The sequence below is a fragment of the Streptomyces sp. NPDC086519 genome, from assembly GCF_040686075.1.
GTDB lineage: Bacteria > Actinomycetota > Actinomycetes > Streptomycetales > Streptomycetaceae > Streptomyces > Streptomyces shenzhenensis.
This window is the reverse complement of record NZ_JBFBJL010000042.1, coordinates 57,347-82,306: the sequence shown is the minus strand read 5'-3', so window position 1 is coordinate 82,306 and position 24,960 is coordinate 57,347. Positions and strand designations below refer to the sequence as shown.

At 72.6% G+C, this 24,960-nt stretch carries 25 protein-coding genes; 8 read left to right on the top strand and 17 right to left on the bottom strand.

Going from position 1 to position 24,960, the window contains the following annotated elements; all coding sequences use genetic code 11:
• From AB0P24_RS32230 to AB0P24_RS32220, 3 genes are all read left to right on the top strand, one after another.
• On the top strand, positions 1 to 242 hold a 242-nt coding region (locus tag AB0P24_RS32230), incomplete at its 5' end, for a protealysin inhibitor emfourin (protein ID WP_365800197.1).
• 71 nt (positions 243 to 313) lie between these two features.
• Positions 314 to 1,672: a GH1 family beta-glucosidase gene (locus AB0P24_RS32225; RefSeq protein WP_365800195.1), complete on the top strand. Its 1,359-nt coding sequence runs from the start codon at positions 314 to 316 to the stop codon at positions 1,670 to 1,672.
• Positions 1,669 to 2,925 (top strand): MFS transporter, encoded by a 1,257-nt coding sequence (locus AB0P24_RS32220; RefSeq protein ID WP_365800193.1) that lies wholly within the window; start codon positions 1,669 to 1,671, stop codon positions 2,923 to 2,925. Before AB0P24_RS32225 ends, AB0P24_RS32220 begins: the two co-directional genes overlap by 4 nt.
• A gap of 7 nt (positions 2,926 to 2,932) precedes the next feature.
• On the opposite strand, the gene AB0P24_RS32215 is transcribed toward AB0P24_RS32220, so the two are convergent.
• The gene (locus AB0P24_RS32215) at positions 2,933 to 3,790 is read right to left on the bottom strand and encodes an NAD(P)-dependent oxidoreductase (RefSeq protein WP_365800191.1); all 858 of its coding nucleotides are present in this window, start codon (positions 3,788 to 3,790) and stop codon (positions 2,933 to 2,935) included.
• 122 nt (positions 3,791 to 3,912) lie between these two features.
• Between AB0P24_RS32215 and AB0P24_RS32210 the strand changes: the two genes are divergently transcribed.
• On the top strand, positions 3,913 to 4,761 hold the full coding sequence (locus AB0P24_RS32210; RefSeq protein ID WP_365800189.1) for a helix-turn-helix transcriptional regulator: 849 nt from the start codon (positions 3,913 to 3,915) through the stop codon (positions 4,759 to 4,761).
• Positions 4,762 to 4,820: 59 nt separating this feature from the next.
• On the opposite strand, the gene era is transcribed toward AB0P24_RS32210, so the two are convergent.
• Positions 4,821 to 5,789: a GTPase Era gene (gene era, locus AB0P24_RS32205; protein WP_365800187.1), complete on the bottom strand. Its 969-nt coding sequence runs from the start codon at positions 5,787 to 5,789 to the stop codon at positions 4,821 to 4,823.
• Positions 5,790 to 5,932: 143 nt separating this feature from the next.
• Between era and AB0P24_RS32200 the strand changes: the two genes are divergently transcribed.
• Together AB0P24_RS32200 and AB0P24_RS32195 are read left to right on the top strand one after the other, a co-directional pair.
• Positions 5,933 to 7,243, top strand: coding sequence for an ammonium transporter (locus AB0P24_RS32200; protein WP_365800185.1), 1,311 nt, complete (start codon positions 5,933 to 5,935; stop codon positions 7,241 to 7,243).
• A complete protein-coding gene (locus tag AB0P24_RS32195; protein ID WP_365800183.1) occupies positions 7,240 to 7,578 on the top strand; it encodes a P-II family nitrogen regulator in 339 nt (112 codons plus the stop codon). Before AB0P24_RS32200 ends, AB0P24_RS32195 begins: the two co-directional genes overlap by 4 nt.
• Here the strand turns inward: AB0P24_RS32195 and AB0P24_RS32190 are convergent.
• From AB0P24_RS32190 to AB0P24_RS32150, 9 genes are all read right to left on the bottom strand, one after another.
• Entirely contained in the window at positions 7,472 to 8,536 is a 1,065-nt protein-coding gene (locus AB0P24_RS32190; protein ID WP_365800181.1) for a DUF916 domain-containing protein, read from the bottom strand. The two genes, AB0P24_RS32195 and AB0P24_RS32190, sit on opposite strands and share 107 nt — an antisense overlap.
• Before the next feature lie 90 nt (positions 8,537 to 8,626).
• Positions 8,627 to 9,961 carry a beta-xylosidase gene (locus AB0P24_RS32185; RefSeq protein WP_365800179.1) on the bottom strand — a complete coding sequence of 445 codons (1,335 nt, stop codon included), beginning with the start codon at positions 9,959 to 9,961 and terminating at the stop codon, positions 8,627 to 8,629.
• A gap of 154 nt (positions 9,962 to 10,115) precedes the next feature.
• Positions 10,116 to 10,589, bottom strand: a complete 474-nt coding sequence (locus tag AB0P24_RS32180) for a hypothetical protein (RefSeq protein ID WP_365800203.1) — start codon at positions 10,587 to 10,589, stop codon at positions 10,116 to 10,118.
• 361 nt (positions 10,590 to 10,950) lie between these two features.
• Positions 10,951 to 11,301 carry a cytidine deaminase gene (locus tag AB0P24_RS32175; protein WP_365800177.1) on the bottom strand — a complete coding sequence of 117 codons (351 nt, stop codon included), beginning with the start codon at positions 11,299 to 11,301 and terminating at the stop codon, positions 10,951 to 10,953.
• Between the two features lie 60 nt (positions 11,302 to 11,361).
• The gene (locus tag AB0P24_RS32170) at positions 11,362 to 12,381 is read right to left on the bottom strand and encodes a S66 peptidase family protein (protein WP_365800175.1); all 1,020 of its coding nucleotides are present in this window, start codon (positions 12,379 to 12,381) and stop codon (positions 11,362 to 11,364) included.
• Between the two features lie 42 nt (positions 12,382 to 12,423).
• Complete coding sequence (locus tag AB0P24_RS32165; RefSeq protein ID WP_365800173.1) at positions 12,424 to 12,783, bottom strand: MmcQ/YjbR family DNA-binding protein; 360 nt, start codon at positions 12,781 to 12,783, stop codon at positions 12,424 to 12,426.
• The gene (locus AB0P24_RS32160; protein WP_365800171.1) at positions 12,780 to 14,081 is read right to left on the bottom strand and encodes a hemolysin family protein; all 1,302 of its coding nucleotides are present in this window, start codon (positions 14,079 to 14,081) and stop codon (positions 12,780 to 12,782) included. The genes AB0P24_RS32165 and AB0P24_RS32160 overlap by 4 nt, the downstream gene beginning before the upstream one ends.
• Positions 14,082 to 14,096: 15 nt before the next feature.
• Positions 14,097 to 14,594 (bottom strand): rRNA maturation RNase YbeY, encoded by a 498-nt coding sequence (gene ybeY, locus AB0P24_RS32155; protein ID WP_234539372.1) that lies wholly within the window; start codon positions 14,592 to 14,594, stop codon positions 14,097 to 14,099.
• 14 nt (positions 14,595 to 14,608) lie between these two features.
• The gene (locus AB0P24_RS32150; RefSeq protein ID WP_365800169.1) at positions 14,609 to 15,676 is read right to left on the bottom strand and encodes a PhoH family protein; all 1,068 of its coding nucleotides are present in this window, start codon (positions 15,674 to 15,676) and stop codon (positions 14,609 to 14,611) included.
• Positions 15,677 to 15,908: 232 nt separating this feature from the next.
• Between AB0P24_RS32150 and AB0P24_RS32145 the strand changes: the two genes are divergently transcribed.
• Entirely contained in the window at positions 15,909 to 16,598 is a 690-nt protein-coding gene (locus tag AB0P24_RS32145; RefSeq protein WP_365800167.1) for an FAD binding domain-containing protein, read from the top strand.
• Positions 16,599 to 16,871: 273 nt separating this feature from the next.
• Here AB0P24_RS32145 and AB0P24_RS32140 read toward each other — a convergent pair whose 3' ends face one another.
• Together AB0P24_RS32140 and AB0P24_RS32135 are read right to left on the bottom strand one after the other, a co-directional pair.
• Positions 16,872 to 18,047 carry a PfkB family carbohydrate kinase gene (locus tag AB0P24_RS32140; protein WP_365800165.1) on the bottom strand — a complete coding sequence of 392 codons (1,176 nt, stop codon included), beginning with the start codon at positions 18,045 to 18,047 and terminating at the stop codon, positions 16,872 to 16,874.
• A 92-nt stretch (positions 18,048 to 18,139) separates the two neighbouring features.
• Entirely contained in the window at positions 18,140 to 18,334 is a 195-nt protein-coding gene (locus AB0P24_RS32135; RefSeq protein ID WP_365800207.1) for a hypothetical protein, read from the bottom strand.
• A 35-nt stretch (positions 18,335 to 18,369) separates the two neighbouring features.
• Here AB0P24_RS32135 and AB0P24_RS32130 point away from each other — a divergent pair, with 35 nt between their 5' ends.
• Positions 18,370 to 19,146, top strand: a complete 777-nt coding sequence (locus AB0P24_RS32130; RefSeq protein WP_365800163.1) for an IclR family transcriptional regulator — start codon at positions 18,370 to 18,372, stop codon at positions 19,144 to 19,146.
• Between the two features lie 166 nt (positions 19,147 to 19,312).
• Here the strand turns inward: AB0P24_RS32130 and AB0P24_RS32125 are convergent, their stop codons facing one another.
• The 4 genes from AB0P24_RS32125 to AB0P24_RS32110 form a co-directional block, all read right to left on the bottom strand.
• On the bottom strand, positions 19,313 to 20,305 hold the full coding sequence (locus tag AB0P24_RS32125) for an adenosine deaminase (RefSeq protein WP_365800161.1): 993 nt from the start codon (positions 20,303 to 20,305) through the stop codon (positions 19,313 to 19,315).
• Between the two features lie 20 nt (positions 20,306 to 20,325).
• Positions 20,326 to 21,231, bottom strand: coding sequence for a ribonuclease Z (locus AB0P24_RS32120; protein WP_365800159.1), 906 nt, complete (start codon positions 21,229 to 21,231; stop codon positions 20,326 to 20,328).
• A gap of 6 nt (positions 21,232 to 21,237) precedes the next feature.
• Entirely contained in the window at positions 21,238 to 21,591 is a 354-nt protein-coding gene (locus AB0P24_RS32115; protein WP_365800157.1) for a histidine triad nucleotide-binding protein, read from the bottom strand.
• A gap of 116 nt (positions 21,592 to 21,707) precedes the next feature.
• A complete protein-coding gene (locus tag AB0P24_RS32110) occupies positions 21,708 to 24,920 on the bottom strand; it encodes a S41 family peptidase (RefSeq protein ID WP_365800155.1) in 3,213 nt (1,070 codons plus the stop codon).
• Positions 24,921 to 24,960: the final 40 nt, after the last annotated feature.

The window sequence follows — 24,960 nt, the reverse complement described above, 5'->3', positions numbered from 1 at the left end:
GCGGGTTCGCGGGCATCGAGCGCCGGGCCGAGGTGGACACCTCGGCCCCGCCCGACGCCCCTGAGTGGCAGGCCCTGGCCGAGCGCGCGCTCGCGACCGGCCGGGGCGCACCGCCGCCGGGGGTGCCGGACGGGTTCGCGTACGAGATCACGGTGGACGGCCGGACGGTGTACGCGGCCGACCCGCACCTGTCCGGGGAGCAACGCGAACTGATCTCGCGGGTGTTGAAGGAAGGGGCGTGACCAGGTCCCGTAACGGGTAGTTCACGCCCGGGCGTTGACTTATGTTACCGGGGGTAAGGATGATCCCGGCCATGGCGACAGACGCGGTCCATCCGATGCCCCCCTTCCCCCGGTTCCCCGACGGCTTCCTCTGGGGTGTCGCGACCTCGGCGCACCAGATCGAGGGCGCGGCCGACCTGCGCGAACCGTCCGTGTGGGACGTGTTCGAGGCGGAGCCGGGCCGGATCAAGGACGGCTCCACGGCGGCGGTGGCCTGCGACCACTACCACCGCTACCGCGAGGACGTGGCGCTCCTGGCCGGCCTCGGCGTGGACGCGTACCGCTTCTCCGTCTCCTGGCCGCGGGTGCGCTTCGCCGGCGGCCTGGACTTCTACGACCGCCTGGTGGACGAGCTGTGCGCGGCGGGCGTGCGGCCGGTCGCGACCCTCTTCCACTGGGACCTGCCGGTGGCCCTTCAGGCTGCGTCCGACAGCGGCTCCGCCGCGGGGGGCGGCTGGCTGGAGCGGGACACCGCCTTCCGGTTCGCGGACCACGTGAGTGTGGTCGCCGACCGGCTCGGCGACCGCGTCACCCAGTGGATCACGCTCAACGAGCCCGCCGAACACACCCTGCTCGGCCACGCCCTCGGCACCCACGCCCCCGGCCGGCAGCTGCTCTTCGACGCGCTCCCGGTGGCCCACCACCAACTCCTCGCCCACGGTCTCGCGGTCCGGGCGCTGCGTGCGGCCGGCGCCGCCGACGTCGGCATCACCAACTCCCACGGCCCGGTCTGGCCGGCCTCGCAGGAGCCCGCCGACCTGGAGGCGGCCGGCTTCTACGACATCCTCCTGAACCGGCTGTTCGCCGAGCCCGTCATCCTGGGCGCCTACCCGGACGGCATGGGCGAGCTGATGCCCGGGGACGTCGAGTCCGACCTGAAGGTGATCGCCGAACCGGTCGACTTCTACGGCGTGAACTACTACTCCCCGACCCGGGTCGGCGCCCCGCAGGGCACCGAGATCGAGTTCGGCGGAGTCACCATGCCGGCCGAACTCCCCTTCTCGGTGCGGGAGATCGAGGACGTCCCGGTGACGGACTTCGGCTGGCCGGTGGTCCCGGAGGGCCTCACGGAGCTCCTCACCGCGTTCCGCGACCGCTACGGCGACCGCCTCCCGCCCGTCGTCGTCACCGAGAACGGCTGCTCGTACGAGGGCGTCGACGACCAGGACCGCATCGCCTACCTGGACGGCCACATCCGGGCCCTGCACCGGGCCGTCGAGGCCGGGGTGGACGTGCGCGGCTACTTCGTCTGGTCGCTCCTCGACAACTTCGAGTGGGCCGAGGGGTACGCGCGCCGCTTCGGCCTGGTCCACGTCGACTACGCGACCCGCAAGAGGACGCCGAAGTCGTCGTACGGCTGGTACCGGGACGTCCTGCGGGCGCAGAGATGACGACGCTCCGGGAGCCGGCCGCCGCGCTGGCGGAGCCGGTCGAGCGGGTCGGGCGGGGCTGGACGGCGGCGCTCTCGCTGGCCAACGGGGCCATCTGGGTGGGCTGGTACGGCCCCCTCCAGATCCTGCTCGCCTCCCAGGCCAAGGACTTCGCGCCCGGCTCCGGGATGTCGAAGGAGACGATGCTGGCGTGGGTGACCGGCGCCGGCGCGGTGGCCTCGCTCGCGGCGAACCCGGTCTTCGGCGCGCTGTCGGACCGTACGACGTCCCGCTGGGGCCGCCGCACGCCGTGGATCGTCGCCGGTGCGGCGGGCGGGGCGCTGTCCCTGCTGCTCCTCGCGGGCGCCGGCGGCATGTGGACGATGATGCTGGGCTGGTGCCTGGTCCAGCTGACCCTGAACGCGGCGTTCGCGGCGGTGACGGCGGCGGTGCCGGACCGGGTGCCGAGGCTCCAGCGGGGCTCGGTGGGCGGCTGGCTGGGGGCCGCGCAGATCCTCGGCGTGGTCGGCGGCACCGGGCTTGCGACGGCCGCCGGGGGTGTCGGGGCCGGCTACGTGGCGTGCGCGGTGTTCACGGCGCTGGGCGTGCTGCCGTACGTCCTGCGCCACCCGGATCTGCGGCTGGCGCCGGCGGACCGGCCGGAGTGGTCCTGGCGGGGCTTCCTGGCGGGCTTCTGGCTGAGCCCGCGCCGGTATCCGGACCTGGGCTGGGCCTGGCTGACCCGCTTCCTGATCAATCTCAGCAACGCGCTGGTGCTGCTGTACCTGCTCTACTACCTGCGCGACCGCCTGCACTACGCCGACCCCGACCAGGGGGTGCTGGTCCTGACCGCCGTCAACGGGCTGACGCTGATGGCGACGGTCGTGGTCGGCGGGGTCTGGTCGGACCGGACGGGCCGCCGCAAGCCGTTCGTGATCTGGTCGGGGATGCTGATGGCGGCGGCGACGGCGCTGCTGTCGGTGTGGCAGACCTGGCCGGGGGCGGTCGTGGCCGCGGCGGTGCTGGGCGTCGGCTTCGGGGTCTTCACCTCCGTGGACTTCGCGCTGATGACCGACGTCCTGCCGAAGGCCCTGGACCGCGGCAAGGACCTCGGCGTCATCAACGTCGCCAACGCCCTGCCGCAGGTCGCGGCGCCCGCCCTCGCCGCGCCGGTCGTCACCTACCTCGGCGGCTACCGCGTCCTGTACCTGGTAGCGGCGGTGATCGGGCTGGCGGGGGCGTGGCTGGTGGGGCGGATACGGGGAGTCGACTGATCCGGCCCTACAGGGCTCCCGCGTCCCGGGCGCTCCAGACGCTGGGGTAGACGGGCCGGAAACCCAGGTCCCGCCGGATCTTCTGGTTGGACATGATCCCGAACCAGGGGTCGGGGTCGGTGCGGGTGTACAGGTCGGCGGGTACCTCGACGCCGTTGAGCTGGTGCAGTTCCACGGTCGTGACCGGGGCGTCGTCGGCGATGTTGTAGACCGGGCCGTTCACCGCGGGCGCGTACAGCAGCCGCAGCAGCCCCTGCCCGACGTCCGCGTGGTGGGCCATCTGGAGCCGCTGCGCGGGGGCCCAGTGCGCGGCCCAGTGCATGACGTTGACGAGGTGGGGGTCGCCCTCGCCGTAGACGAAGGGCAGCCGCCCGATCCGCACCTCCATGCCGCCCGCCAGCGCGAGCAGCTCCCGCTCGGCGGCCGCCTTGGACTCGGGGTAGGCGCCCCACATCTCGCCGCCGGGCCGGCTCTCGTCGTCCTCCGTCAGCGGACGGCCGCGTCCGGTGCCGTACACGTTCCCGGTGCTGACCTGCACGAACCGCCGTACGCCGGCCGAGACCGCGGCCCTGCCCAGGGCGACGGCCGCGTCCCGGTTGACGGCCCACGCCTCCTCGTCCGGCACCCCGCGGAAGGCGGCGGCGACGTTCACGACGGCGTCCGCCCCGGCGACGGCCTTGCCGAGCGCCTCCTCGTCCCGCAGGTCGCCGACGACGACCTCGGCGCCCAGTTCGGCCAGCGGCTCCCCACGGGCCGCGTCCCGCACCAGCACGCGTACCCGCTCCCCCTTCCGGGCCTGCTGGATCAGCCGCGGCACGAACCGCCGCCCGACCTGGCCGGTCGTACCGGTGACAAGAGTGATCACGGTGTTCTCCTTCGTTCCGTTGCCACCACCCTCGCCGTGTCCCGGCGCGGCCGGGAGAGACCTCCCGATCAGGGGACCGGCAGTCCCTGGATAAGCCGGACGGCCCGGGCCACCCTGGAGAGGTGAACCGTCCCGAACTCGCCGACTTCCTGCGCCACACCCGCACCCGCCTGGACCCGTCCGACGTGGGCCTGCCGCAGGGCGCCCGGCGGCGTACCCCGGGGCTGCGGCGCGAGGAGGTGGCGTCGCTGGCCGGCATGTCCGCCGACTACTACACGCGCCTCGAACAGTCCCGGGGCCCGCGCCCGTCCCGCCAGATGCTGACGGCACTGGCCCGCGCGCTGCGCCTGACCCAGGACGAGCGGGACCACCTGTTCCACCTGGCCGGGGAGGAACCCCCGCGCCGGGAGGGGACCAGCACGCACGTCGGGCCGGGGCTGCTGCTGGTCCTGGACCGGCTGCACGACACCCCGGCGCTGGTGACGACCGACTGCGGCGAGGTCCTCGCCCAGAACGCCCTGTCACGGGCGCTGAGCGGCGACGTCCTGGCCCGCCCGCCGCGCGACCGCAACCTGCTCCGCCGCTACTTCCTGGACCCGTCGGCCCGCGACCTCTTCCCGCCGGAGGACCGCCCGGCACGGACCCGCGAGCACGTCGCCAACCTCCGCGCGGTGGCCGCCGCCCGCCCCACCGACCCGGCCCCCGCCGCCCTGGTCGCCGAACTCCTCGCGGGCAGCGAGGAGTTCGCCCGCCTCTGGGCCGAACACGAGGTGGCGGTGCGCCGCGCGACGACGAAACGCTTCCTCCATCCGGCCGTCGGCCTCCTGGAACTGGACTGCGAGGTCCTCGTCAGCACCGACACCCGCCAGCACCTCGTCATCCACACGGCCCACCCGGGCACGGACTCCCACGAACGCCTGCGCCTGCTCCAGGTGGTGGGCCTCCAGGACATGACCCCGAGCCGTCCCTGACCGCTCGGGCGCCGCTGCCGGCTCCTCGTGCCCCACGGTGCCCGTCGTGCCGGCCGCTCCTAGAACCCCAGCCGCCGCAGCTGCTTCGGATCCCGCTGCCAGTCCTTGGCCACCTTCACGTGCAGGTCCAGGAAGACGGGTGTGCCGAGCAGGGCCTCGATCTGTTTGCGGCTCTTGATGCCGACCTCCTTCAGGCGCTTGCCCTTGGGGCCGATGATGATGCCCTTCTGGCTGGGGCGCTCGATGAACAGGTTGGCGTGGATGTCCAGGAGGGGCTTGTCGGCGGGGCGGTCCTCGCGGGGCAGCATCTCCTCGACGACGACGGCGATGGAGTGCGGCAGTTCGTCGCGGACGCCCTCCAGCGCGGCCTCGCGGATCAGCTCGGCGATCATGACCTGCTCGGGCTCGTCGGTCAGGTCGCCCTCGGGGTAGAGGGCGGGGCCCTCGGGGAGCAGCGGCACGAGCAGGTCGGCCAGCAGGCCCACCTGCTTGTCGCCGACCGCCGAGACCGGGACGATCTCGGCCCACTCGAAGCCCAGCTCCTTGCCGAGCTGGTCGATCGCGATCAGCTGCTCGGCGAGGGTCTTGGAGTCGACGAGGTCGGTCTTGGTGACGACGGCGACCTTGGGGGTCTTGCGGATCCCCGCCAGCTCCTTGGCGATGAAACGGTCACCCGGACCGATCTTCTCGTTCGCCGGGAGGCAGAAGCCGATCACGTCCACCTCGGCCCAGGTGGTGCGGACCACGTCGTTCAGCCGCTCGCCGAGCAGGGTGCGCGGCTTGTGGAGGCCGGGGGTGTCGACCAGGATCAGCTGGGCGTCCTCCCGGTGCACGATCCCCCGTACCGTGTGCCGCGTCGTCTGCGGCTGGTTCGCGGTGATCGCCACCTTCTGCCCCACCAGAGCGTTCGTGAGGGTGGACTTGCCCGCGTTGGGGCGCCCGACGAAACAGGCGAAGCCCGCCCGGTGGACGGCCTCCGACGGTTCCGACGGCTCGGTTGACTGGCTGCGAACGCTCATGGCCCCCATTCTCCCTGATCCACAAGGCCCCGCCGCACCGTGAGATTTCGGTAACCCCGACGCAACGAAACGTCACGGAAACACAGCCGTACGCAACCGGAAACGGAGACCGGTGACCCTCGGACGAGCCCCGACCCACGTGGGAGACGCCCGTGTTCCTCTCCGCCGCGCACGCCGACACCGGCGACACCGCCTGGCTGCTCGCCGCCACCGCCCTGGTCCTGCTGATGACCCCGGGCCTGGCCCTGTTCTACGGCGGCATGGTCCGCACGAAGAGCGTCCTCAACATGCTGATGATGAGCTTCGTGTCGATCGCCCTGGTCACGGTGGTGTGGCTGGCGGGCGGATACACGCTCGCCTTCGGGGACGACCTCGGCGCCGGGCTTCTCGGCGGCCTCGCCCACGCGGGCATGACCGGCCTCGGGCCGGCCAGCGTCCAGGGCACCGTCCCCACCCTCCTCTTCGCCACCTTCCAGCTCACCTTCGCGATCATCACGGCCGCGCTGATCAGCGGCGCGATCGCGGACCGGGCGAAGTTCGGCGCGTGGTTGGCCTTCGTGCCCGTCTGGGCGCTGCTCGTATACGTTCCCGTCGCGCACTGGGTGTGGGGCCCCGGTGGCTGGATCGCGCACCGCCTCGGCGCCCTGGACTTCGCCGGCGGTCTGCCCGTCGAGATCACCTCCGGCGCCTCCGGCCTCGCCCTGTGCCTGGTCCTCGGGCCGCGGCTCGGTTTCAGGAAGGACGCGATGCGGCCGCACAACCTCCCGATGGTGATCCTGGGCGCCGGTCTGCTCTGGTTCGGCTGGTTCGGCTTCAACGCGGGTTCGGCGATGGGGGCGAACGGCCTCGCCGCCGCGGTCTTCCTGAACACCCTCGCCGCCGGCTGCACCGGCCTGCTCGGCTGGCTCTTCGTCGAGCAGAAGCGCGACGGCCACCCCACCACCCTGGGCGCTGCCTCCGGCGCGGTCGCCGGCCTGGTCGCCATCACCCCGTCCTGCGGCTCGGTCTCCCTGCTCGGCGCGCTGGTCGTCGGCCTCGCCGCGGGCGTGGTCTGCTCGTACGCCGTGGGCTGGAAGTTCAAGCTGAACTACGACGACTCCCTCGACGTCGTCGGCGTCCACCTGGTCGGCGGCATCGTCGGCACCCTCCTGATCGGCCTGTTCGCCGAGAAGGCCATGACCGGCGGCGCCGAGGGCCTCTTCTACGGCGGCGGGCTCGCCCAGCTCGGCAGGCAGGCGGTGGCGGTGGCGGCCGTCGCGGCGTACGCGTTCGCCGTGACGTACGGCATCGGCAAGCTGCTCGACAAGGCGATGGGCTTCCGGGCGGCCGAGGACCACGAGCACACCGGTCTGGACCTTACGGTGCACGCCGAGACGGCTTACGATCACGGGGTCCTGGGCCACGGCGCCCCGGTCTCCCACTCCGCCCTCCCCACCGCCCAGAAGGTCAAGAGCCAGCCATGAAGCTCATCACCGCGATCGTCAAGCCCTACCGCCTCGACGCGGTGAAGACCGCGCTCCAGGAGCTCGGCGTGCACGGTCTGACCGTGACCGAGGCCAGCGGGTACGGCAGGCAGCACGGCCACACCGAGGTGTACCGGGGCGCCGAGTACCGCGTCGACCTGGTCCCCAAGGTCCGCATCGAGGTCGTCGTCGAGGACGCCGACGCCGAGCCGGTGATCGAGGCGATCGTCAAGGCCGCGCAGACGGGGAAGATCGGGGACGGGAAGGTGTGGGCGGTGCCGGTGGAGACGGTCGTACGGGTGCGGACGGGCGAACGCGGCCCCGACGCCCTCTGAACGGTCCGGCGAACGGCCTGCCGCCCCTGCGGCGCGTCCGGGCGAACAGCGCGCCGCCCGCCGCCCCGGCGGCGAAAGCCACCGCCACCACCAGCCACGGCAGCGCGAGGAACGACGCGCTCGCCGACTCCCTGGTGCCGGTCGCGCTGGCCGTCACCGTCACGTCGCCCCAGTCGAGTTGGGGTGCGTCCCGCCAGCGCGCGGTGAGCCTGACCCGCTCCCCGGGCAGCAGCTCGGAGGGGATCCGGGTGAGGTCGCGGCTGAGCAGCGTACGGCCGAACAGGCCCTGCGCGCGCAGCCGCACCCTCGGTTCCAGGGTGACGTTCCCGGTGTTGTGCAGGGTGTAGGAGATCGTCGCCGTGCTGTCGCCGAGGCCGGGGACGAGCGGCTGGTGATGGCTGATGTGCACGTTCTCGACGGCGAGGGCCGGGAGCGTCGGCCCGCTCACCCGCAGATAGACGCGGGCGCCGACCGCCCGCTGCACGCCGAGTGCCAGGGCGCCCGCCCCCGGGTCGACCCGCTCGTCCAGTGCGACGATCGCACCGGGATGGTCACCGGGCTCGGCGCCCTTCGGCACCCGCAGCGTGAACGGAACCGTGACCGTCCGGTGCGGTGGCACGGTGACCCGCGCCTTCCCCGGCCTCGCCCAGGCCCCCACCCCCCGCATCCTCTCCTTCACCGTCCGGACGGCGAAGCCGCCGTCCCGCGCGGTGTTGTAGGCGTCGGCCGCGTAGAGCCGGAAGGTGAGCGGTCGGCCGGTCTTGTTGGCGACGGCCACCTTGTCGGTGATCGTCTGCCCGGGGTCGAGGGAGAGGTAGAAGTACGGCCGCGCCGCGATCCTGGAGGCGACCGGGTACACGGACCAGCTGCCGTTGTCGGCGGCGCGCGCGGGAGACGCCGTGCACAGGACGCCGAGGATCAGGCTCAGGAGGAGGACATACGGCTTGACGCGACGCATGGGTGCGGCCCCCGGTCGAAAGCGGATCGGTGGCGACCGGGTCCTTCACTGGCCGAAAGCCCGGTCGCCACGGTGGAGTTGGCAGTCGGTTCAGGTGAGCGTCAGGGTCAGGACTCCGGAGTACGACCCCGGCGGGGTGAACGCCGGTACGTCCAGGGAGAGCCCGGCGCCGACCGTGAACTCACCGCCGGTGAGCGTGCCGTCCGGCGTCGAGGCGAGGGTCGCCCCGGAGCTGCCGACGGTGCCCGCCGAACCGGCCGCACAGGTGCTGGGGCTGCCGGACTTGGTGGCACAGCTCGGCGTCCAGCTCAGCTTCCCGGCGTCGATCTTGGCGCCGGGACCGGTGAAGTCGGTGACCTTGCCGGTGAGCGACCAGCCGGCCGGTCCGCCGCGGAAGTCCTTGACGGTGACGGTCTGCAGGTCGCCCGTGGACGCCCCGCCCTGCCCGAAGTCGACCGCCGACAGCGCGACGGAGTCCCCGGCCTGGGACATGGACAGGGTCCCCGCCTTGACCGTGGTCGTCAGCTTCTGGCTCCCGTCCGGCACCGGCGTGGTGTCGTTGACGACATAGGCGGCCGGCCCGGCCCCCAGGTCAGCGCTCCACGCACCGCCCTCGTACGCCACGACCCCCGTCGTCGTCTTGTCGTTGATGACGAGGGGCGCGCTGAACGAGCCGTCGGAGCCCGCGGTGGCCGTCGCCGTGTCGGCGGTCTGGGTGCTGCCGGACCGCCCGGCCAGGGTCACGGTGGCCCCCGGTGTGAAGTTCTGCCCGCTGACGGTCACGCTGTCACCGGGGTTCCCGGAGGCCTTGTCCAGGCTGACGGCACGGTTGTTGACCGGGGTGGTCGAGGTCGCCGTGACGGTCTGCGACACCGGGGCGGGCGGGTTGGTGACCGTGCAGGGGGTGTCCAGCTCCAGGATGTAGCTGGTGTGGATGTTGTAGTCGCCGGGCGAGAGCGTGATGGCGCCCGGTGAGGTGACCGTGAACGTCCCGGTCATGGAGAACGACGGGAAGGTCCCGTACCCGGGCACCGGATCGTTCTTCTTCGGCCCGGTCACCGTGACGTCCCCGGTCTGCGCGCCGCCCAACTCCACCTTCCCCGTCGGCGTCATGATGTCGGCCGGCAGGGCGAGGGCGGTGGGGTTGTTGGCGGCGGGCGTGACCACGGTGTAGGTCACGGTGACCGTGTCGCCGACCTTGGGGCTGGCGTTGTCCACCGAGATGTTGGCGGTGGTGGTGCCGTCGATCGGCGGCAGGCCCGCGACGGCGGGCGGGATGCAGTGCGTGGCGAAGTCGACGTTCGTCCCGGCGGCACCGGCCGGACAGGCCAGCGCGCCACCCGCCGTGACCGCGAGCGCGGTCGCCCCGAACAGTGAGATCCAGCGCCACCGTCGGGATCTTCGTGATCCTGGGGGTGAACCCATGTTTGCCCCCTCCTGAGGGTTGCGGGCGCAGCGGCTCCTCTGCGCCGACAGGGGGCCATTGATGTGGAGGCCGCGTGAGAAGTCAATGGAGATGCCGCAGAAACCTGACGGTTCATCAGCTTCTGCGGCATCCGGAACGAACCCGTCGACGGACTCAGAAGACGAACGGGCCCGGGGACTGGGCGGCGCTGGACGTACAGGTGACGGTGACGCCGAAGATGACCATCTTCAGCGAGCCCTTGTAGAAGTCGAGGCTGTCACCGGCGGCCACGGTGCCCGGGAGCGGGCCGACGGTGACCGGGGAGCCGGCGGCCATGGCCGGGTTCACGGTGCCGCTGAAGACCCGGTTGGCGCCGGTCGAGTTGGCCATGGTCAGCGTGGAGGCGATGGAGTTCGCCGACAGCGCGAGCGGGGTGGTGATCGCGCTGGAGGTGAGCGTGAGGGTGGCCGAGGTACCGCTCTGGGTCGCGGTGAGGGTGGCCGTGCCGCCGCCGAAGACGCCGCAGCTGGCGGTGACGGTGGCGGTGGTCGGGGTGACGGCGGCGGCCGAGGGCGCGAAGGCCAGCGCCGTGGCGGCGAGGGCACCCGCCGCGAGTGCCGCACCGGTGGCTATTCGTTTCATGGGGATCAGTTCCCTTCCCGTTACGTGGGAATGCCATGTGGGGATGGTGACCCCGGTCCGGGTGGGTGCGGGCACACCGCGGGGCCGAATCTGACGGTCCGTCGGAACTTACGTGACCCATTGATGCGCGAGCGACACCGACCTACAAGGTTGAAATTTGGCCGACTGCAGTTCGCCGCGCCTCTTCAGGTGGGACCAGCACAACCGCCCCGAAGGGGCGCGGGGAACTGCGCGACCAGCCACGACGGCGCCGCACCCGTCCCCCTCCTCCCCCGCCCCCAGTCAATCCACCCCCGCCCTCCCCCGACGGAGTCAGAGAACGCCTCGCCTCTCAGCACAGCGAGTCAGGTGGGCGGGTGGGCAGGGGTCAGACGGAGACTGTGAGCCGAACCTCCCCGTCCGCCCCCGCCAGCAGCACCGGCGTCCCCGGCCCCCCGAGATCCCGCACCGCAGCCAGGTCCTCGGCCGAAACCTCCTCGGCCCCCGACACCACCGCCGCCGCCTCCAGCGACTCCGCCCCCGACGCCACCGCCATCGCCACCGCCGTCCGCAGCGCGCTCAGCTTCAGCGAGGCCAGTTCCACGGTCCCCGCCACATACGTACGGCCCGTGGAGTCCCGTACGGCCGCCCCCTCGGGCACCTGGTTGCGGGCCCGGGCCGAGCGGGCCAGGACGACGATCTTGCGGTCCTCGGGATCAAGCGCGTTGCTGTCGGTCATGCCCCGAGCATACGAACTCCCCGCCCCGGCTCCGCTCTCCTCCCCCTTCACCGGACGGAGTCAGCCGAGGGTCTGGACGATCTGACTCCGTACGGCCGTGTGCAGCACCCGCCCGCGCGCGCCGTTCACCAGCGGCAGGTACGGCGGCACATGCCCGCACTCCACGTCGGCGACGACCGGCACCCTGAGCGGTCCGAGCGCGTCGAGCACGGCCTCGTGCTGGGTGAGGGTGGGGCTGTCGGTCGCCCTGGTCCGCCCGACCAGCACCGCGGCGGCCCGGTCGAAGAACCCCGCGAGCCGCATACCGTGCAACTGCCGGCAAATGGTGAACGCGCTGTCCTCGCAGGCCTCGACGTACACGAGCAGCGGCTCGTCCCCGGCGAAGCCGGCCGTGTCCAAATACCGTGTCCCGGCGAGGTGGGCGAGGGTCTCGACACAACCGCCGATCAGCCGCCCCTCCACCTCCACGTCCCCGTCCCCGTCGAGCCGGGTCCAGGTGCTCTCGGCATCCAGTGTGAGATCCCGGATGCCGGGATCCGCGATCCAGTCGTCCCGGCCCGCCACCCGGTAGCGCCCCGGCGGGGTCTGGGTGAACGGCTGCCCCTGCGGCGCGGCCACGACGTCCAGCCAGGACAGGAGGCCCTCCGGCGGCCGGTAGGGCGTTTCCATGAGGCTGTTGCCGTGTACGGTCGCGACCCCGGTGCGCAGGGTCAGCGGGGTGATGAGGGTCGACATGTCGGAGTAGCCGACGACCCAGGTGGGTTCGGCCCGCCCGATCGTCTCGAAATCGAGCAGCGGGAGAAGGTCGACCGCGGTCTCGCCGCCCCACGGAGGCACGACGGCCCGGATCGACGGGTCGGTCAGCATCCCGGTGAGTTCGGCGGCGCGTTCGGCGGCCGATGCGCTGACATGCGTGGCGCCGTCCATGCACCGCCCGACCACCACCTCGTACCCGGCCTCCTCGACCGTACGGACGGCCACGTCGAACCGCGCGCGAAGCGGCTCGGGCACCCCGCTGGAGGGGGAGGTCACACCGACACGGTCACCGGGGCGCAGGGGGCGCGGGTATCTGATGGTCACGAGGACATCCGACCGCGCCCGGGCCGCCCCGGGCAACCGGATTCACGGCCGGTCCAGCCGCAGCCGCTGCGCTCTCGGCAGGCCGGCGACGACAAGGTCGTACGAGTCCTCGATCAGCTCTCTGACGAGCCGGTCGGGCAGGCCGCCGTCCACGGTCACGGTGTTCCAGTGCCGCTTGTTCATGTGATATCCCGGCGCGATCAGCCCCTCGTGGTCGGTGCGGAGCCGCACCGCGTCCTCGGGGTCGCACTTGAGGTTGACCTTGAGGGGCTTCGCGGCCGTCCAGCTCAGCGCGAACATCTTGCCGAGCACCTTGAAGACCGAGACGTCCGGGTTGAACGGGAAGTCCTCCTCGGCCGCGTTGAAGGAGAGGCAGAAGGCGCGGAGCTGGTCCGGGGTCACTCGGGATCGCCCTCCGTGGCGTCGGGCACCGGCACCGGCTCCACCAGCACCGTCACGATCTTGTTGCGGCGGCCCGCGGCGGACTCGGCGGTCAGCGCCAGCCTGCGCCCGTCGGGGAGTTCGACCTGTGCGGAGGCACCGGCGATCGGCACCCTGCCGAGGGCCTTCGCGAGCAGTCCGCCCACCGTCTCCACGTCCTCGTCGTCGTACTCCTCCAGGCCGTACAGCTCGCCGAGATCCGTGATGTCGAGACGGGCGGTGACCCGGTAGCGGTCGTCGCCCAGCTCGGTGACGGGCGGCAGCTCACGGTCGTACTCGTCGGTGATCTCGCCGACGATCTCCTCCAGGATGTCCTCGATGGTGACGATCCCGGCCGTGCCGCCGTACTCGTCGATGACGACGGCGACGTGGTTGCGCTCCTTCTGCATCTCCCGCAGCAGGTCGCCGGCGTTCTTGGTGTCGGGCACGAAGAACGCGGGCCGCATCGCGGTGGAGACCAGGTCGGACTCGGCGTCCCGGCTGATGTGCGTCTTGCGGACCAGGTCCTTCAGATACACGATGCCGACGATGTCGTCCTCGCTCTCCCCGGTGACGGGTATCCGGGAGAAACCGGACCGGAGCGCGAGGGTGAGGGCCTGACGGATGGTCTTGTACCGCTCGATGACGACGAGGTCCGTCCTCGGGACCATGACCTCGCGCACCAGCGTGTCGCCCAGTTCGAAGACCGAGTGCACCATCCGGCGCTCCTCGTCCTCGATCAGGGACTCCTGCTCGGCGAGGTCGACCAGGGCCCGCAGCTCGGCCTCGGAGGCGAACGGGCCGCGGCGGAAGCCCTTGCCGGGGGTGAGGGCGTTGCCGATGAGGATGAGGAGATACGGGATCGGGCCCATGATCCTGGCCAGCGGCAGCAGCACGTACGCGGCGGCCGTGGCCGTGTTCAGCGGGTGCTGGCGGCCGATGGTGCGCGGCGAGACGCCGACGGCGACGTACGACACGAGCACCATCACGCCGATCGCGGCGAGCAGCGCCTGCCAGGTGCTGGGGATCTCCTGGAGGCACTCGTAGGTGACCAGGGCCGCGGCGGCCATCTCGCAGGCGACGCGGACCAGCAGTGCCACGTTCAGGTAGCGGGTGGGGTCGGCGGCGAGCTCGGCGAGCCTGGCGCTGCCGCGCCGCCCGGACTTCACCGCCTCCTCGGCCCGGAAACTGGAGACGCGGGCGATACCGGCCTCGGCGCAGGCGGCCAGCCAGGCGACGACCACCAGCGCGATCGCGCCGAGGACGATCTGCGGACTCATACGAGGACGACCCGCCTACGAGACCGTCGGCGCCGGCGAGGGCCCGGTCAGGCCCTGCTCCGCACGCCAGCCGTCCACGATGGCCGCCTGAAGGCCGAACATCTCGGCCTTCTCGTCGGGCTCCTCGTGGTCGTAGCCGAGCAGGTGCAGCACGCCATGGACGGTGAGCAGCTGGAGCTCCTCGTCCATGGAGTGCTGGGTCTCGGCCTCGGCACCCTGCTTCGCGGCGACCTCCGGGCAGAGCACGATGTCACCGAGCAGCCCCTGCGGCGGCTCGTCCTCGTCCTTCGACGGCGGCCGCAGCTCGTCCATCGGGAAGGACATGACATCCGTCGGCCCGGGCAGGTCCATCCACTGGATGTGCAGCTGCTCCATGGCGTCGGCGTCCACGACGATCACCGAGAGCTCGGAGAGCGGGTGGATGCGCATCCGTGCGAGCGCGTAGCGGGCGATGTCGAGGATCGCCTGCTCGTCGACCTCGGTTCCGGACTCGTTGTTGACGTCGATCGACATGACGCTGTGCTTGTCTACTTCCCCTTGTGCGCGGACTTCGAGCGGCCGCCCTTGTGCGTGCCGTTCTCCGTGCCGTGCGTGCTGTCGTACTGCTCGTACGCGTCGACGATACGGCCCACCAGCTTGTGCCGTACGACATCGTGGGACGACAGCCGGGAGAAGTGCACGTCCTCCACGCCTTCGAGGATCTCCTGGACCTGCCGCAGACCGCTCTTGGTGCCGTTGGGCAGGTCGACCTGCGTCACGTCACCGGTGATCACGATCTTCGAGTCGAAGCCGAGCCGGGTGAGGAACATCTTCATCTGCTCGGGCGAGGTGTTCTGGGCCTCGTCGAGAATGATGAAGGCGTCGTTGAGGGTGCGGCCGCGCATGTAGGCGAGGGGCGCCACCTCGATCGTCCCGGCCGCCATCAGGCGCGGGATCGAGTCCGGGTCGAGCATGTCGTGCAGCGCGTCGTACAGCGGGCGCAGGTACGGGTCGATCTTCTCGTAGAGCGTGCCCGGCAGGAAGCCGAGCCGCTCGCCCGCCTCGACCGCGGGCCGGGTCAGGATGATGCGGTTGACCTGCTTGGACTGCAGAGCCTGCACCGCCTTGGCCATGGCCAGGTAGGTCTTTCCGGTACCGGCGGGGCCGATGCCGAAGACGATCGTGTGCTTGTCGATCGCGTCGACGTACCGCTTCTGGTTGAGGGTCTTGGGGCGGATGGTGCGGCCGCGCGAGGACAGGATGTTCTGCGTCAGAACCTGGGCCGGGGTCTCCTCCGGGCCCTCCCCGTTCTCGCTCGCCCGCAGCATGGCGATCGAGCGTTCCACTGCGTCCTCCGTCATCGGCTGCCCGGTGCGGAGCACCAGCATCATCTCGTCGAACAGGCGCTGGACGATGGCGACTTCACGGGCATCGCCGACCGCGCTGATCTCATTGCCCCGGACGTGGATGTCGGCCGCCGGGAAGGCCTTCTCGATCACGCGCAGCAGGGAGTCGCCGGATCCCAGCACGGTGACCATAGGGTGCTGGGCGGGAACCTCGAACTGAGCTCGGGCCTGCTGCTGCGCGGGAGTGTGAGCTGTTGGTGTCTGAGTCATGGGCCGGCGCTTAAGGCCTGCGGTTCCTCCTCGTCACGGCCGCGTAGCTGAGGGCGGCCTCGCGTTACCAAGCGTACGACGCCGGGCTGACATCGCCGTAGGCCTTTTCCCGGAGAAAGGCGCCCCCGCTGCCGCCGTGAGCCCTGCATGCGCTCCGGCACGCCCCGGCAGAATCCGTGCCGTCACTGCCCTACGTGGCCGGGGGTCGCGTCCGCACAGAAAGCAGGTAGCCGTGCTGCTGCGTCTGCCGACGTCGGTGTCCGAGGCCCGGGAATGCCTGGCCGAGGGGGCGGTCCCCGTAGGCGGAGCGACCCTGATATGGGCCATGTGGCAGCGGGACGGCTTCCCGGAACAGGCGGTGTCCCTGCGGAACGTACCGGAGGCGACGGCGATGGGGAGCGGGGTGCTCGGGGGCGCGGTCCTGCTCCATCAGCTGGACGACCGGGTTCCCGAGGTGCTGCGGCGGGCGGCGAACGGCGTCGGCACGGGGGCGGTGCGCCGGACGGCGACGGTGGGCGGGAACATCGCCGGGTCGAGTCTGCGGGATCTGCTGCCGGCGGCGATCGTGCTGGACGCGTGGGCCGAGGTGCTCACGGCGGACGGGGTGGAGGAGGTGGACCTCGCGGAGGTCCAGGCCAAGTCGCCGGTCCTGCTTTCGCTGCGCTGGCGGGAGCCGGTGAAGGGCGTGTACACGAAGGTGCCCGACCCGGCGGGCGGGCAGGTGCCGACGATCGCCGCCGCGGCGGTGGACCCGGAGGGCGTGCTGCGGGTCGCGGTGCGGGAGGGGTACGCGGTGAGCGGCGGGAGCGCGGCGGCCGACGGCAGTGGGATGACGGAACTGTTCGCCGGTGCGCTGTCGGGGGTGTCGGAGGCCGGGCGGGAACTGGTGCGTCAGCAGGTGGCCGGGGTACTCAGGGGGTGAGGGCCGGTCACCGTCCGCGAGCAGACGTACTCAGCACCCCAGCCACGAGCAGACAGCAACCCAGCCGCGAGCAAGCAGCAACCCAGCTACGGGCAAGCAGCAACCCAGCCGCGAGCAGGCAGCACCCCAGCCGCGGGCAAGCAGCACCCCAGCTGCGGGCAGGCGTGCCGCAGGGCGGCACGGGTGGGCGCAGCGGCACCGTGCCAGCGCCGTAAGCGAAACCCCCCGCCCCGGCCCCCACGCACCCGCGCCCCCGGCTCCGCGGCGCCACGGTCACCCCGCCCGCCCGAACCCGATCGTCGGCACCGCCCTCCGCAACGGCCAGGGCCTCACCTGGTCCTCCTCCGGCACCAGCCCCTCCAGGAACGCGTACCGCCGCAGCGCCGCCGGATCCTGCCCCGCCACCGACTGCACCTTCCGCCACCACGCCCCGATCTCCGACCAGCCGGGAGCCGACAGGGAGCCGCCGAACTCCTGGACGGACAGCGCCGCCGTCAGCCCCGCGAAGGCCAGCCGGTCGGCCAGCGTCCAGTCGGCCAGCGTCCCGGTGACGAACCCGGCGACGAAGACATCGCCCGCCCCGGTCGGATCGAGGGCCTCCACGGCGATCGCCGGTACCTCCGCGGACTCCCCGGTCCGCCCGTCGACCGCGTACGCCCCCTCCCCCCCGAGGGTGACCACGGCGAGCGGCACGTACTCGGTGAGGGCGTGCGCGGCGGCCCGCGGGCAGTCCGCGCCGGTGTACCGCATGGCCTCCTCCGCGTTCGGCAGGAACGCCTCGCAGTGTTCGAGATCGACGAGCGCGGCCAGGTCCCACTCCCCCGTGTCGTCCCAGCCGATGTCACCGAAGATCCGGGTGCCCTCGGCGGCCGCGCGGGCGATCCACGGGTTGCGTTTGCCCGGCGTGAGGGAGGCGACGGCGGCGCGCGCGTGGGCGGGGCGGCCGGGTGCGTTCTGCTGGCGGAACAGCGTGTCGGCGGGCGGCTCGTGCCCGTGGGACACCATGGTCCGCTCGCCCTCGTACGCCATGGACACGGTGACCGGCGAGTGCCAGCCGCGCACGGTCCGGGACGGGGAGAGGTCGATGCCCTCGCCCTGGGCGAGCGCGTCCCAGCAGTACTCGCCGTAGTGGTCGTCGCCGAAGGCTGCCGCGAGGGAGGTCTTCAGGCCGAGGCGGGCGAGGGCGGTGGCCATGTTGGCGATGCCGCCGGGGCTGGAGCCCATGCCGCGGGCCCAGGACTCGGTGCCGCGCACCGGCGCGGAGTCCAGGCCGGTGAAGATGATGTCGAGGAAGACGGTGCCGGTGAGGTAGACGTCCCAGGGCGGGTCGTCCGGCGTGCGCAGGGCGGCCAGCGGGTCGACCTGTGCGGCGCAGTGCGGTGTTGTGGCTCCCCTGTCGTCGTCGAGGTACTCCGGTTCCTCTCCGGCGAACGCGTTGGACGCGGTCACGGTGTGCTCCCTGGCTGTGCGGACCCGGCCAGTCTGCACCATGTCGGAGCCGGCCGGCCGCTCTCACCGTGCGACCGCCTGAACGAGCGCCCCTACCAGCGCGGCGTCGTCGGCGCGGCGGCTCCCGCGGGGTCGAGGCCGGCGGTGACCGGCGCCCGGAGGGCGGCCAGGTCGGGGACGGAGGGGTCGGTGAGCGGGGCGCGCACGGGCCCCACCGACCGCCCGCGCAGCCGGGCCGCCCCCTTCATGAGGACTGCGACCAGCTGTGCCAGCGCGCCCCCGGTCAACGGCGCACACCACCCGCCCCCCATACGATCTGCACATGGCCGAGACAGCAGGGGTCCGCGAGGTGAAGTCCGCGGCGCGCACCGTGGAGTTGCTGGAGCTCCTCGCCGCCCGCGGCGACCGCCCGGCCCGCCTCCAGGAACTGGCGGACGAACTCGGCGTCCCGCGCAGCTCGATGTACGCCCTGCTCCAGACGCTGATCACCCGCGGCTGGGTGCGCACCGACACCACCGGCTCCCTCTACGGCATCGGGATCCGCACGCTGCTGACCGGCACCACCTACCTGGACTCCGACCCGCGCGTGCGCCTCGTACGCCCCTACCTCGACGAGGCCTCGGAGGCACTCGGCGAGACGGTCCACCTGGCCCGCCTGGACGGCACGGACGTGGCCTACCTGGCGACCCGCGAGTCCCACGAGTACCTGCGCACGATCAGCAGGGTCGGCCGCCGCCTCCCGGCCCACGCGGGCGCCCTGGGCAAGGCCCTGCTGGCGGAACGCCCGGACACCGACCTCCCCGAGGGCCCCTACCGGCCCCTGACCCCCCACACCCGCACGACCCCCGACGCCCTCCGCGCCGACCTCGCCGGGGTCCGCACCCGCGGCTACTCCGTCGACCGTGAGGAAAGCGTCCTCGGCATCACCGGCTTCGGCTTCGCCCTGCGCTACGACACCCCGGCCCAGGACGCCATCAGCTGCTCGGTGCCGGTGACCCGCCTGACACCGCGGCACGAGGCAGAGATCGTGGCGGTGATGCGGGAAACCCGGACGCGGATCGAGTCGGCGACCACGGGCGGCACGGTCGACTGGCGCTGACCGTCCGCCGCTCCGGGCGGTGCGGCGGGGTCGGCGCCGTCGCTGCGGCCGGCCGGCCGCCGGCAGCGGTACCGCTGACGGCGGTGGCGCCGCGGCGCGGGACCACCACCGTCACGACCGGCCCGGCGCTCACCGACGGGCCCGGGGTACGGCCGGACGTCGCGGCCTACCCGAACTCGTAGGCGTCCACCTCGGCGAGGTACCGCGCCCGCAGCTCCTCGTCGTCCTCCAGGAAGGACGCGAGGAAGGAGTTGCGGGCCAGTTCCCGCATCTGCTCGCGGGACAGGCCCAGGGCGTCGCGCACGGCGTGGTAGTTGTCGGCGACGTAACCGCCGAAGTAGGCGGGATCGTCGGAGTTGACCGTGCACAGCAGCCCGGCGTCGATCATGGCCGGAAGCGGGTGCTCGGCGAGCACGTCGACCGCGCGCAGCCGGACGTTGGACAGCGGGCACAGCGTCAGCGGGACCCGTTCGCGCACCAGACGGGCGACCAGCTCCGGGTCCTCCATGCAGCGCAGCCCGTGGTCGACGCGCTCGACGCCGAGCAGGTCCAGCGCCTCGGTGATGTACTCCGGCGGCCCCTCCTCACCGGCGTGCGCCACCCGCCGCAGCCCGAGCGCGGCCGCGGCCTCGTAGACCTCGCGGAACTTGACCGGCGGATGCCCGACCTCGGCCGAGTCCAGCCCGACACCGGTGATCCGGTCGAGGTACGGCTTCGCGGCCTCGAGCGTCGCCATCGCCGACTCGGCGGACTCGTCGCGCAGGAAGCACATGATGAGGCGGGTGGAGATCCCGTGGCTCTCGGCGCTCCGGCCGAGCGCCCGCCACAGGCCCTCCACCACCGTGCCCATGGTCACCCCCCGCGCGAGGTGCGCCTGCGGGTCGAAGAAGATCTCGGCGTGCCGCACCCCCTGCGCGGCGGCCCGCGCGAGGTACGCGTCGGCGAGGTCGTCGAAGTCCTGCTCGGTACACAGGACGACCATCAGCTCGTAGTACAGGTTCAGGAAGGACTGGAGGTCCTCGAACTGGTAGGCCTTGCGGAGCGCCTCGATGTCCGCGTACGGCAGTTCGACGCCGTTGCGCGCGGCCAGCAGGAACGCCAGCTCGGGCTCCAGGGTGCCTTCGATGTGGAGGTGCAGTTCTGCTTTCGGGAGGGGCATCAAAGCATCGTACGGCCGCTTCACCTGCGCTTTGGGAGCGGCACTCGGAGCAAGTCGTAGGCGACGGTCAGCTCGCCGTCGTATCCGGCGGCCCGGGCCTGCTTTTCGAAGGCGTCGGGGTCGGTGTAGCGCTGGCTGAAGTGGGTCAGCACGAGGTGCCGTACCCGCGCGTCGCGGGCGACGGCCGCCGCCTGTCCGGCGGTCAGGTGGCCGTGTTCCGCGGCGAGTCGGGCGTCCTCGTCGAGGAAGGTCGACTCGATGACGAGCAGGTCGCAGCCCTCCGCGAGGGCGTGCACCCCGTCGCAGAGCCGGGTGTCCATGACGAACGCGAACCGCTGGCCGCGCCGTACCTCGCTGACCTGGTCGAGCGTGACGTCCCCGAGGACGCCTGCGCGCTGGAGCCGGCCGACGTCGGGGCCGGCGATGCCGTGCGCGGCGAGCCGTTCGGGCAGCATGCGGCGGCCGTCGGGCTCGGTGAGCCGGTAGCCGTACGACTCGACGGGGTGGGAGAGCCGGCGGGCCTCGAGCCGGTACGACCCGGTGACCGCGAGGTCGCCGTCCGCGTCCACCGGGGCCTCGGTGATGCCGACGGTCTCGCGGTAGGCGGTGGCGTGCCGGAGCCGGTCGAAGAAGCGCTGCCCGGAGCGTGGGTAGTGGGCGGTGACCGGGTGCGGGACCTGGTCGAGGTTGATGCGCTGGATGACGCCGGCGAGACCGAGGCAGTGGTCGCCGTGGAAGTGGGTGACGCAGATCCGGTTCAGGTCGTGCGCGGCGACCCCGGCCCGCAGCATCTGCCGCTGGGTGCCCTCGCCCGGGTCGAAGAGGATGCCCTCGCCGTCCCAGCGCAGCAGGTAACCGTTGTGGTTGCGGTGCCGGGTGGGGACCTGGCTGGCGGTGCCGAGGACCACCAGTTCACGTACGGACATGACTGGTCACCCGGGCGGCCACTGCAGGCCGCGGCCGCCGATGACGTGGGCGTGGGTGTGCCAGACGGTCTGGCCGGCGCCGCTGCCGGTGTTGAAGACGATGCGGTAGCTCTCCAGTTTGTCCTCGTCGGCGACGGCCTGGGCCTCCCGCAGTATGTCGGCGGCGATCGCGGGTTCGCCCGCGGCGAGTTCGGCCGCGTCCCGGTAATGGACCCTGGGGATCACCAGGACGTGGGTGGGGGCCTGGGGGTTGATGTCCCGGAAGGCGACGGTGGTGTCCGTCTCGCGGACGATCGTGGCGGGGACATGGCCCGCGACGATCTTGCAGAACAGGCAGTCGTCCTGGGGTTCCCCTGCCACGTCTTCTCCTTGCCCGGTGATCGGTTCCGGGGGCATCGTATCGTCGTCGGGTACGGGTCCGGCGGGGGCCGTTCCGACACGCGGCTCCGCCGCGGGGGCGCGGCCGGCCCCGCCCCCTATGAGGTCGGCAGAGTGGGCGGCGTCTTCGCCGGAGCCGTCTCCAAGGCCTCCAGCGCTATCCGCACCGCCTCGTCCAGCTGGGGGTCTCTCCCCGCGCCCCAGTCCTGGGGTGTCTGTACGACCTCCACGTCCGGGTCGACGCCGTGGTTCTCCACGCCCCAGCCGTAGCCCTCCAGCCAGAACGCGTACTTCGGCTGGGTGACCAGCGTGTCGTCGACCAGGCGGTAGCGGCTGTCGATGCCGATCACGCCGCCCCAGGTGCGGGTGCCGACCACCGGGCCGATGCCCAGCGCCTTGATCGCCGCGTTGACGATGTCGCCGTCCGAGCCGGAGAACTCGTTGGCGACGACCACGACCGGCCCCCGGGGCGCGTCCCTCGGGTAGCTGTACGGCCGCATGCCGCGCGGCAGGTCCCAGCCGACGATCCGCCGGGCCAGCTTCTCCACGACCAGTTGGGAGGTGTGCCCGCCGCGGTTCTCGCGGACGTCCACGACGATGCCCTCGCGTGCCATCTCCACGCTCAGGTCGCGGTGGATCTGGGCCCAGCCGGGCGCCTGCATGTCGGGGACGTGGAGGTAGCCGAGACGGCCGGCGGACAACTCGTGGACGCGGGCCCGCCGGCCGGCCACCCACGCGTGGTACCGCAGCGGCTCCTCGTCCGCGACCGGCACGACCACCGGGTACCGCAACTCACCGCCGCCCGCCGGGGACACGGTCAGTTCGACGGCCTTGCCGGCCGTGCCGACGAGGAGCGGGCCGGGGCCGGTCACCGGGTCGACGGGGCGGCCGGCGACGGCCACGATCGCGTCGCCGGGGCGTACCGCGACGCCGGGGGCGGCGAGCGGGGAGCGGGCGCCGGGGTCGGAGGTCTCGGCGGGCAGGATCCGGTCGATGCGCCAACTGCCGTCGTCGTGGCGGGAGATGTCGGCGCCGAGCAGGCCCTGGCGGGCGCCGCGGCCGTGGCCGCCGCGCGGGGTGACGTAGGCGTGCGAGGTGCCGAGTTCGCCCTGGACCTCCCAGAGCAGGTCGACGAGGTCGTCGTGGGTGGCGACCTGGTCGACGAGCGGGCGGTAGCGGTCGAGGACGCCGTTCCAGTCGACGCCGCCGAGGTCGGGCCGCCAGAACTGGTCGCGCATGATGCGACCCGTCTCGTCGAACATCTGCCGCCACTCGGCGGCCGGGTCGACGGTCTGCCGGACCCGGGAGAGGTCGACGGTGATGTTGGTGTCGCTGTCCTCGTCGCCCGAGGCGCGGCGGTCGCTGGGTACGACCTTGAGCTTGCCGTCGGCCCACAGCAGGACACGTTTGCCGTCGCCGCTGACCTCGAAGTGGTCGGCGTCGGAGGCGAGGTACTCGATGCGCTGCTGGGCGAGGTCGTAGCGCTCCAGCTCCGTCTTGGGCGCCGGGTCCTCGGGGTGGGCGCGGGAGGCGCCGAGCACGCCGCGCACCGGATGGCGCAGCCAGAGCACGCCGTCCTTGGCGGCACGGAGCGTGGAGTAGCGGCCGGCCTCGACGGGGAAGGGCACGATCCGGTCGGCGAGGCCCTCCAGGTCGATGCGGGTGGCGGGGGTGCCCTCGGCGTCCGGGGTCTCGTCCTTGTCGGGGGTCTCGAAGGGGCGGCCGTGCCGCTGCGGGCCGAACGGCGAGGGGGTGGTGGCCGCGAGGGTGATCAGGTGCGGGCGGTCGCCGACCACGAACGCCAGGTCGAAGACGTGCTCGTCGTAGACCGGGTCGAAGGAGCGGGTGGAGAGGAAGGCGAGGTGTTTGCCGTCACGGGTGAAGGCCGGGTCGTAGTCCCGGAACCGCAGCGGGGTCGCCTCGGTGACGGTGAGGTCGGTGGTGTGGGCGATGCGGAGCTGGCAGAGCCCGCCGGCGCCGGGGTGGGACCAGGCGAGCCAGCCGGAGTCGGGCGAGAAGGCCAGCCCGGAGACGTCGCCGTCCTCGCTGCGGTCGACCTCGCGGACCTCGCCCGTCTCGCGCTCGACGAGGAGCAGCCGTCCGTCGTGGGCGGCGACGGCGACCCGGCCGCCGTCGGGGGCGACGGCGAGGTCCAGGACCCGGCCGAGCTGTCCGGCGGCGATCCGGCGCGGCGTGTTGCCGGGCACGAGCCCGGTCGCGGGGGCGAACTCCAGGGCGTCGTCGCCCTCGGCGTCCGTCACCCACACCACCCACTCCTCCGCGTCCACGCGGAAGGTGACGGGCAGCCGGGCCCGCACCCCGGGCTGGGCGAGGAGCGCACGCGCCGGGCCCGAGCGGTGGGTCACCCAGTGCACGCCGCCGCGCACGAGGACGGCGCTGCCGCGCGCGGTGTGGTCGGGCGAGGCGTGGGAGAACCAGCGGGCCGCGTTGACCGGGTACGGCTGCCGGTCCACCCGGGACCCGCCGAGCCGGATGTCCAGGCGGCGCGGCTCGGCGCCCTCCAGGTCGTCCAGCAGCCAGAGTTCACCGGCCGAGGCGTAGACGACGCGGGTGCCGTCACCGGACGCGTGCCGGGCGTAGAAACCGTCGAGCGGGGTGTGCCGGCGCAGGTCGGAGCCGTCGGCCAGGGAGGAGTACAGCGCACCGGTGCCCTCGTGATCCGAGAGGAAGGCGATCCGGTCGCCGGCCCACACGGGGTACTCCAGGTTCCCGTCCAGCTCCGCGTGCAGCCGTACGAACTCCCCGGCGCCCTCCCGGTCGATCCACAGCTTGCCCGCCGTACCGCCCCGGTACCGCTTCCACCAGGCCGCCTCCCGTCCCATCTGCGCGGACAGCAGCACGGTGTACGGGCCGGAGGCGACATGGCCGACCGGGCCGTACGGCAGGACGGTGGACGGGCCGCCGTCGAGCGGGACGGTGTGCGCCCAGCTGCGCCGGAGGCTGGCCTGGCCGTAGGTGGAGATCGCGAGGACCTGCCCGTCGGCGGTCCAGCCGCGCACCTGGGTACGGTGACTCCCCCAGTGCGTCAGACGGGTGGCGGAGCCGCCGTCGACGGGGGCGAGGTGGATCTCGGGGGCGCCGTCGCGGGTGGAGGTCCAGGCGACCATGGTGCCGTCGGGCGAGATGCGCGGCAGGGTCACGGGGACGTTGTCAGCGCTGACCCGCCAGGCCCGGCCGCCGTCCAGGGGCGCGAGCCACACGTCGTCCTCGGCGGTGAAGGCGACCAGATCGCCGTGGACGTGCGGAAATCGGAGGTAGGACCGCGGTCCTGTCGCTGCACCCTGAGTCACTCGCTCAGCCTATGCATCGCGGCGTGTTCCCGGTGGCCCA

Bases quoted from the DNA above. Each gene is read 5' to 3' on its own strand.
- ybeY (WP_234539372.1), bottom strand. From the start codon at position 14,594: ATGTCGATCGACGTCAACAACGAGTCCGGAACCGAGGTCGACGAGCAG.
- AB0P24_RS32160 (WP_365800171.1), bottom strand. From the start codon at position 14,081: ATGAGTCCGCAGATCGTCCTCGGCGCGATCGCGCTGGTGGTCGTCGCC.
- AB0P24_RS32130 (WP_365800163.1), top strand. From the start codon at position 18,370: ATGGCCGAGACAGCAGGGGTCCGCGAGGTGAAGTCCGCGGCGCGCACC.
- AB0P24_RS32125 (WP_365800161.1), bottom strand. From the start codon at position 20,305: ATGCCCCTCCCGAAAGCAGAACTGCACCTCCACATCGAAGGCACCCTG.
- AB0P24_RS32220 (WP_365800193.1), top strand. From the start codon at position 1,669: ATGACGACGCTCCGGGAGCCGGCCGCCGCGCTGGCGGAGCCGGTCGAG.
- AB0P24_RS32150 (WP_365800169.1), bottom strand. From the start codon at position 15,676: ATGACTCAGACACCAACAGCTCACACTCCCGCGCAGCAGCAGGCCCGA.
- AB0P24_RS32120 (WP_365800159.1), bottom strand. From the start codon at position 21,231: ATGTCCGTACGTGAACTGGTGGTCCTCGGCACCGCCAGCCAGGTCCCC.
- era (WP_365800187.1), bottom strand. From the start codon at position 5,789: ATGGGGGCCATGAGCGTTCGCAGCCAGTCAACCGAGCCGTCGGAACCG.
- AB0P24_RS32195 (WP_365800183.1), top strand. From the start codon at position 7,240: ATGAAGCTCATCACCGCGATCGTCAAGCCCTACCGCCTCGACGCGGTG.
- AB0P24_RS32175 (WP_365800177.1), bottom strand. From the start codon at position 11,301: ATGACCGACAGCAACGCGCTTGATCCCGAGGACCGCAAGATCGTCGTC.
- AB0P24_RS32225 (WP_365800195.1), top strand. From the start codon at position 314: ATGGCGACAGACGCGGTCCATCCGATGCCCCCCTTCCCCCGGTTCCCC.
- AB0P24_RS32190 (WP_365800181.1), bottom strand. From the start codon at position 8,536: ATGCGTCGCGTCAAGCCGTATGTCCTCCTCCTGAGCCTGATCCTCGGC.
- AB0P24_RS32185 (WP_365800179.1), bottom strand. From the start codon at position 9,961: ATGGGTTCACCCCCAGGATCACGAAGATCCCGACGGTGGCGCTGGATC.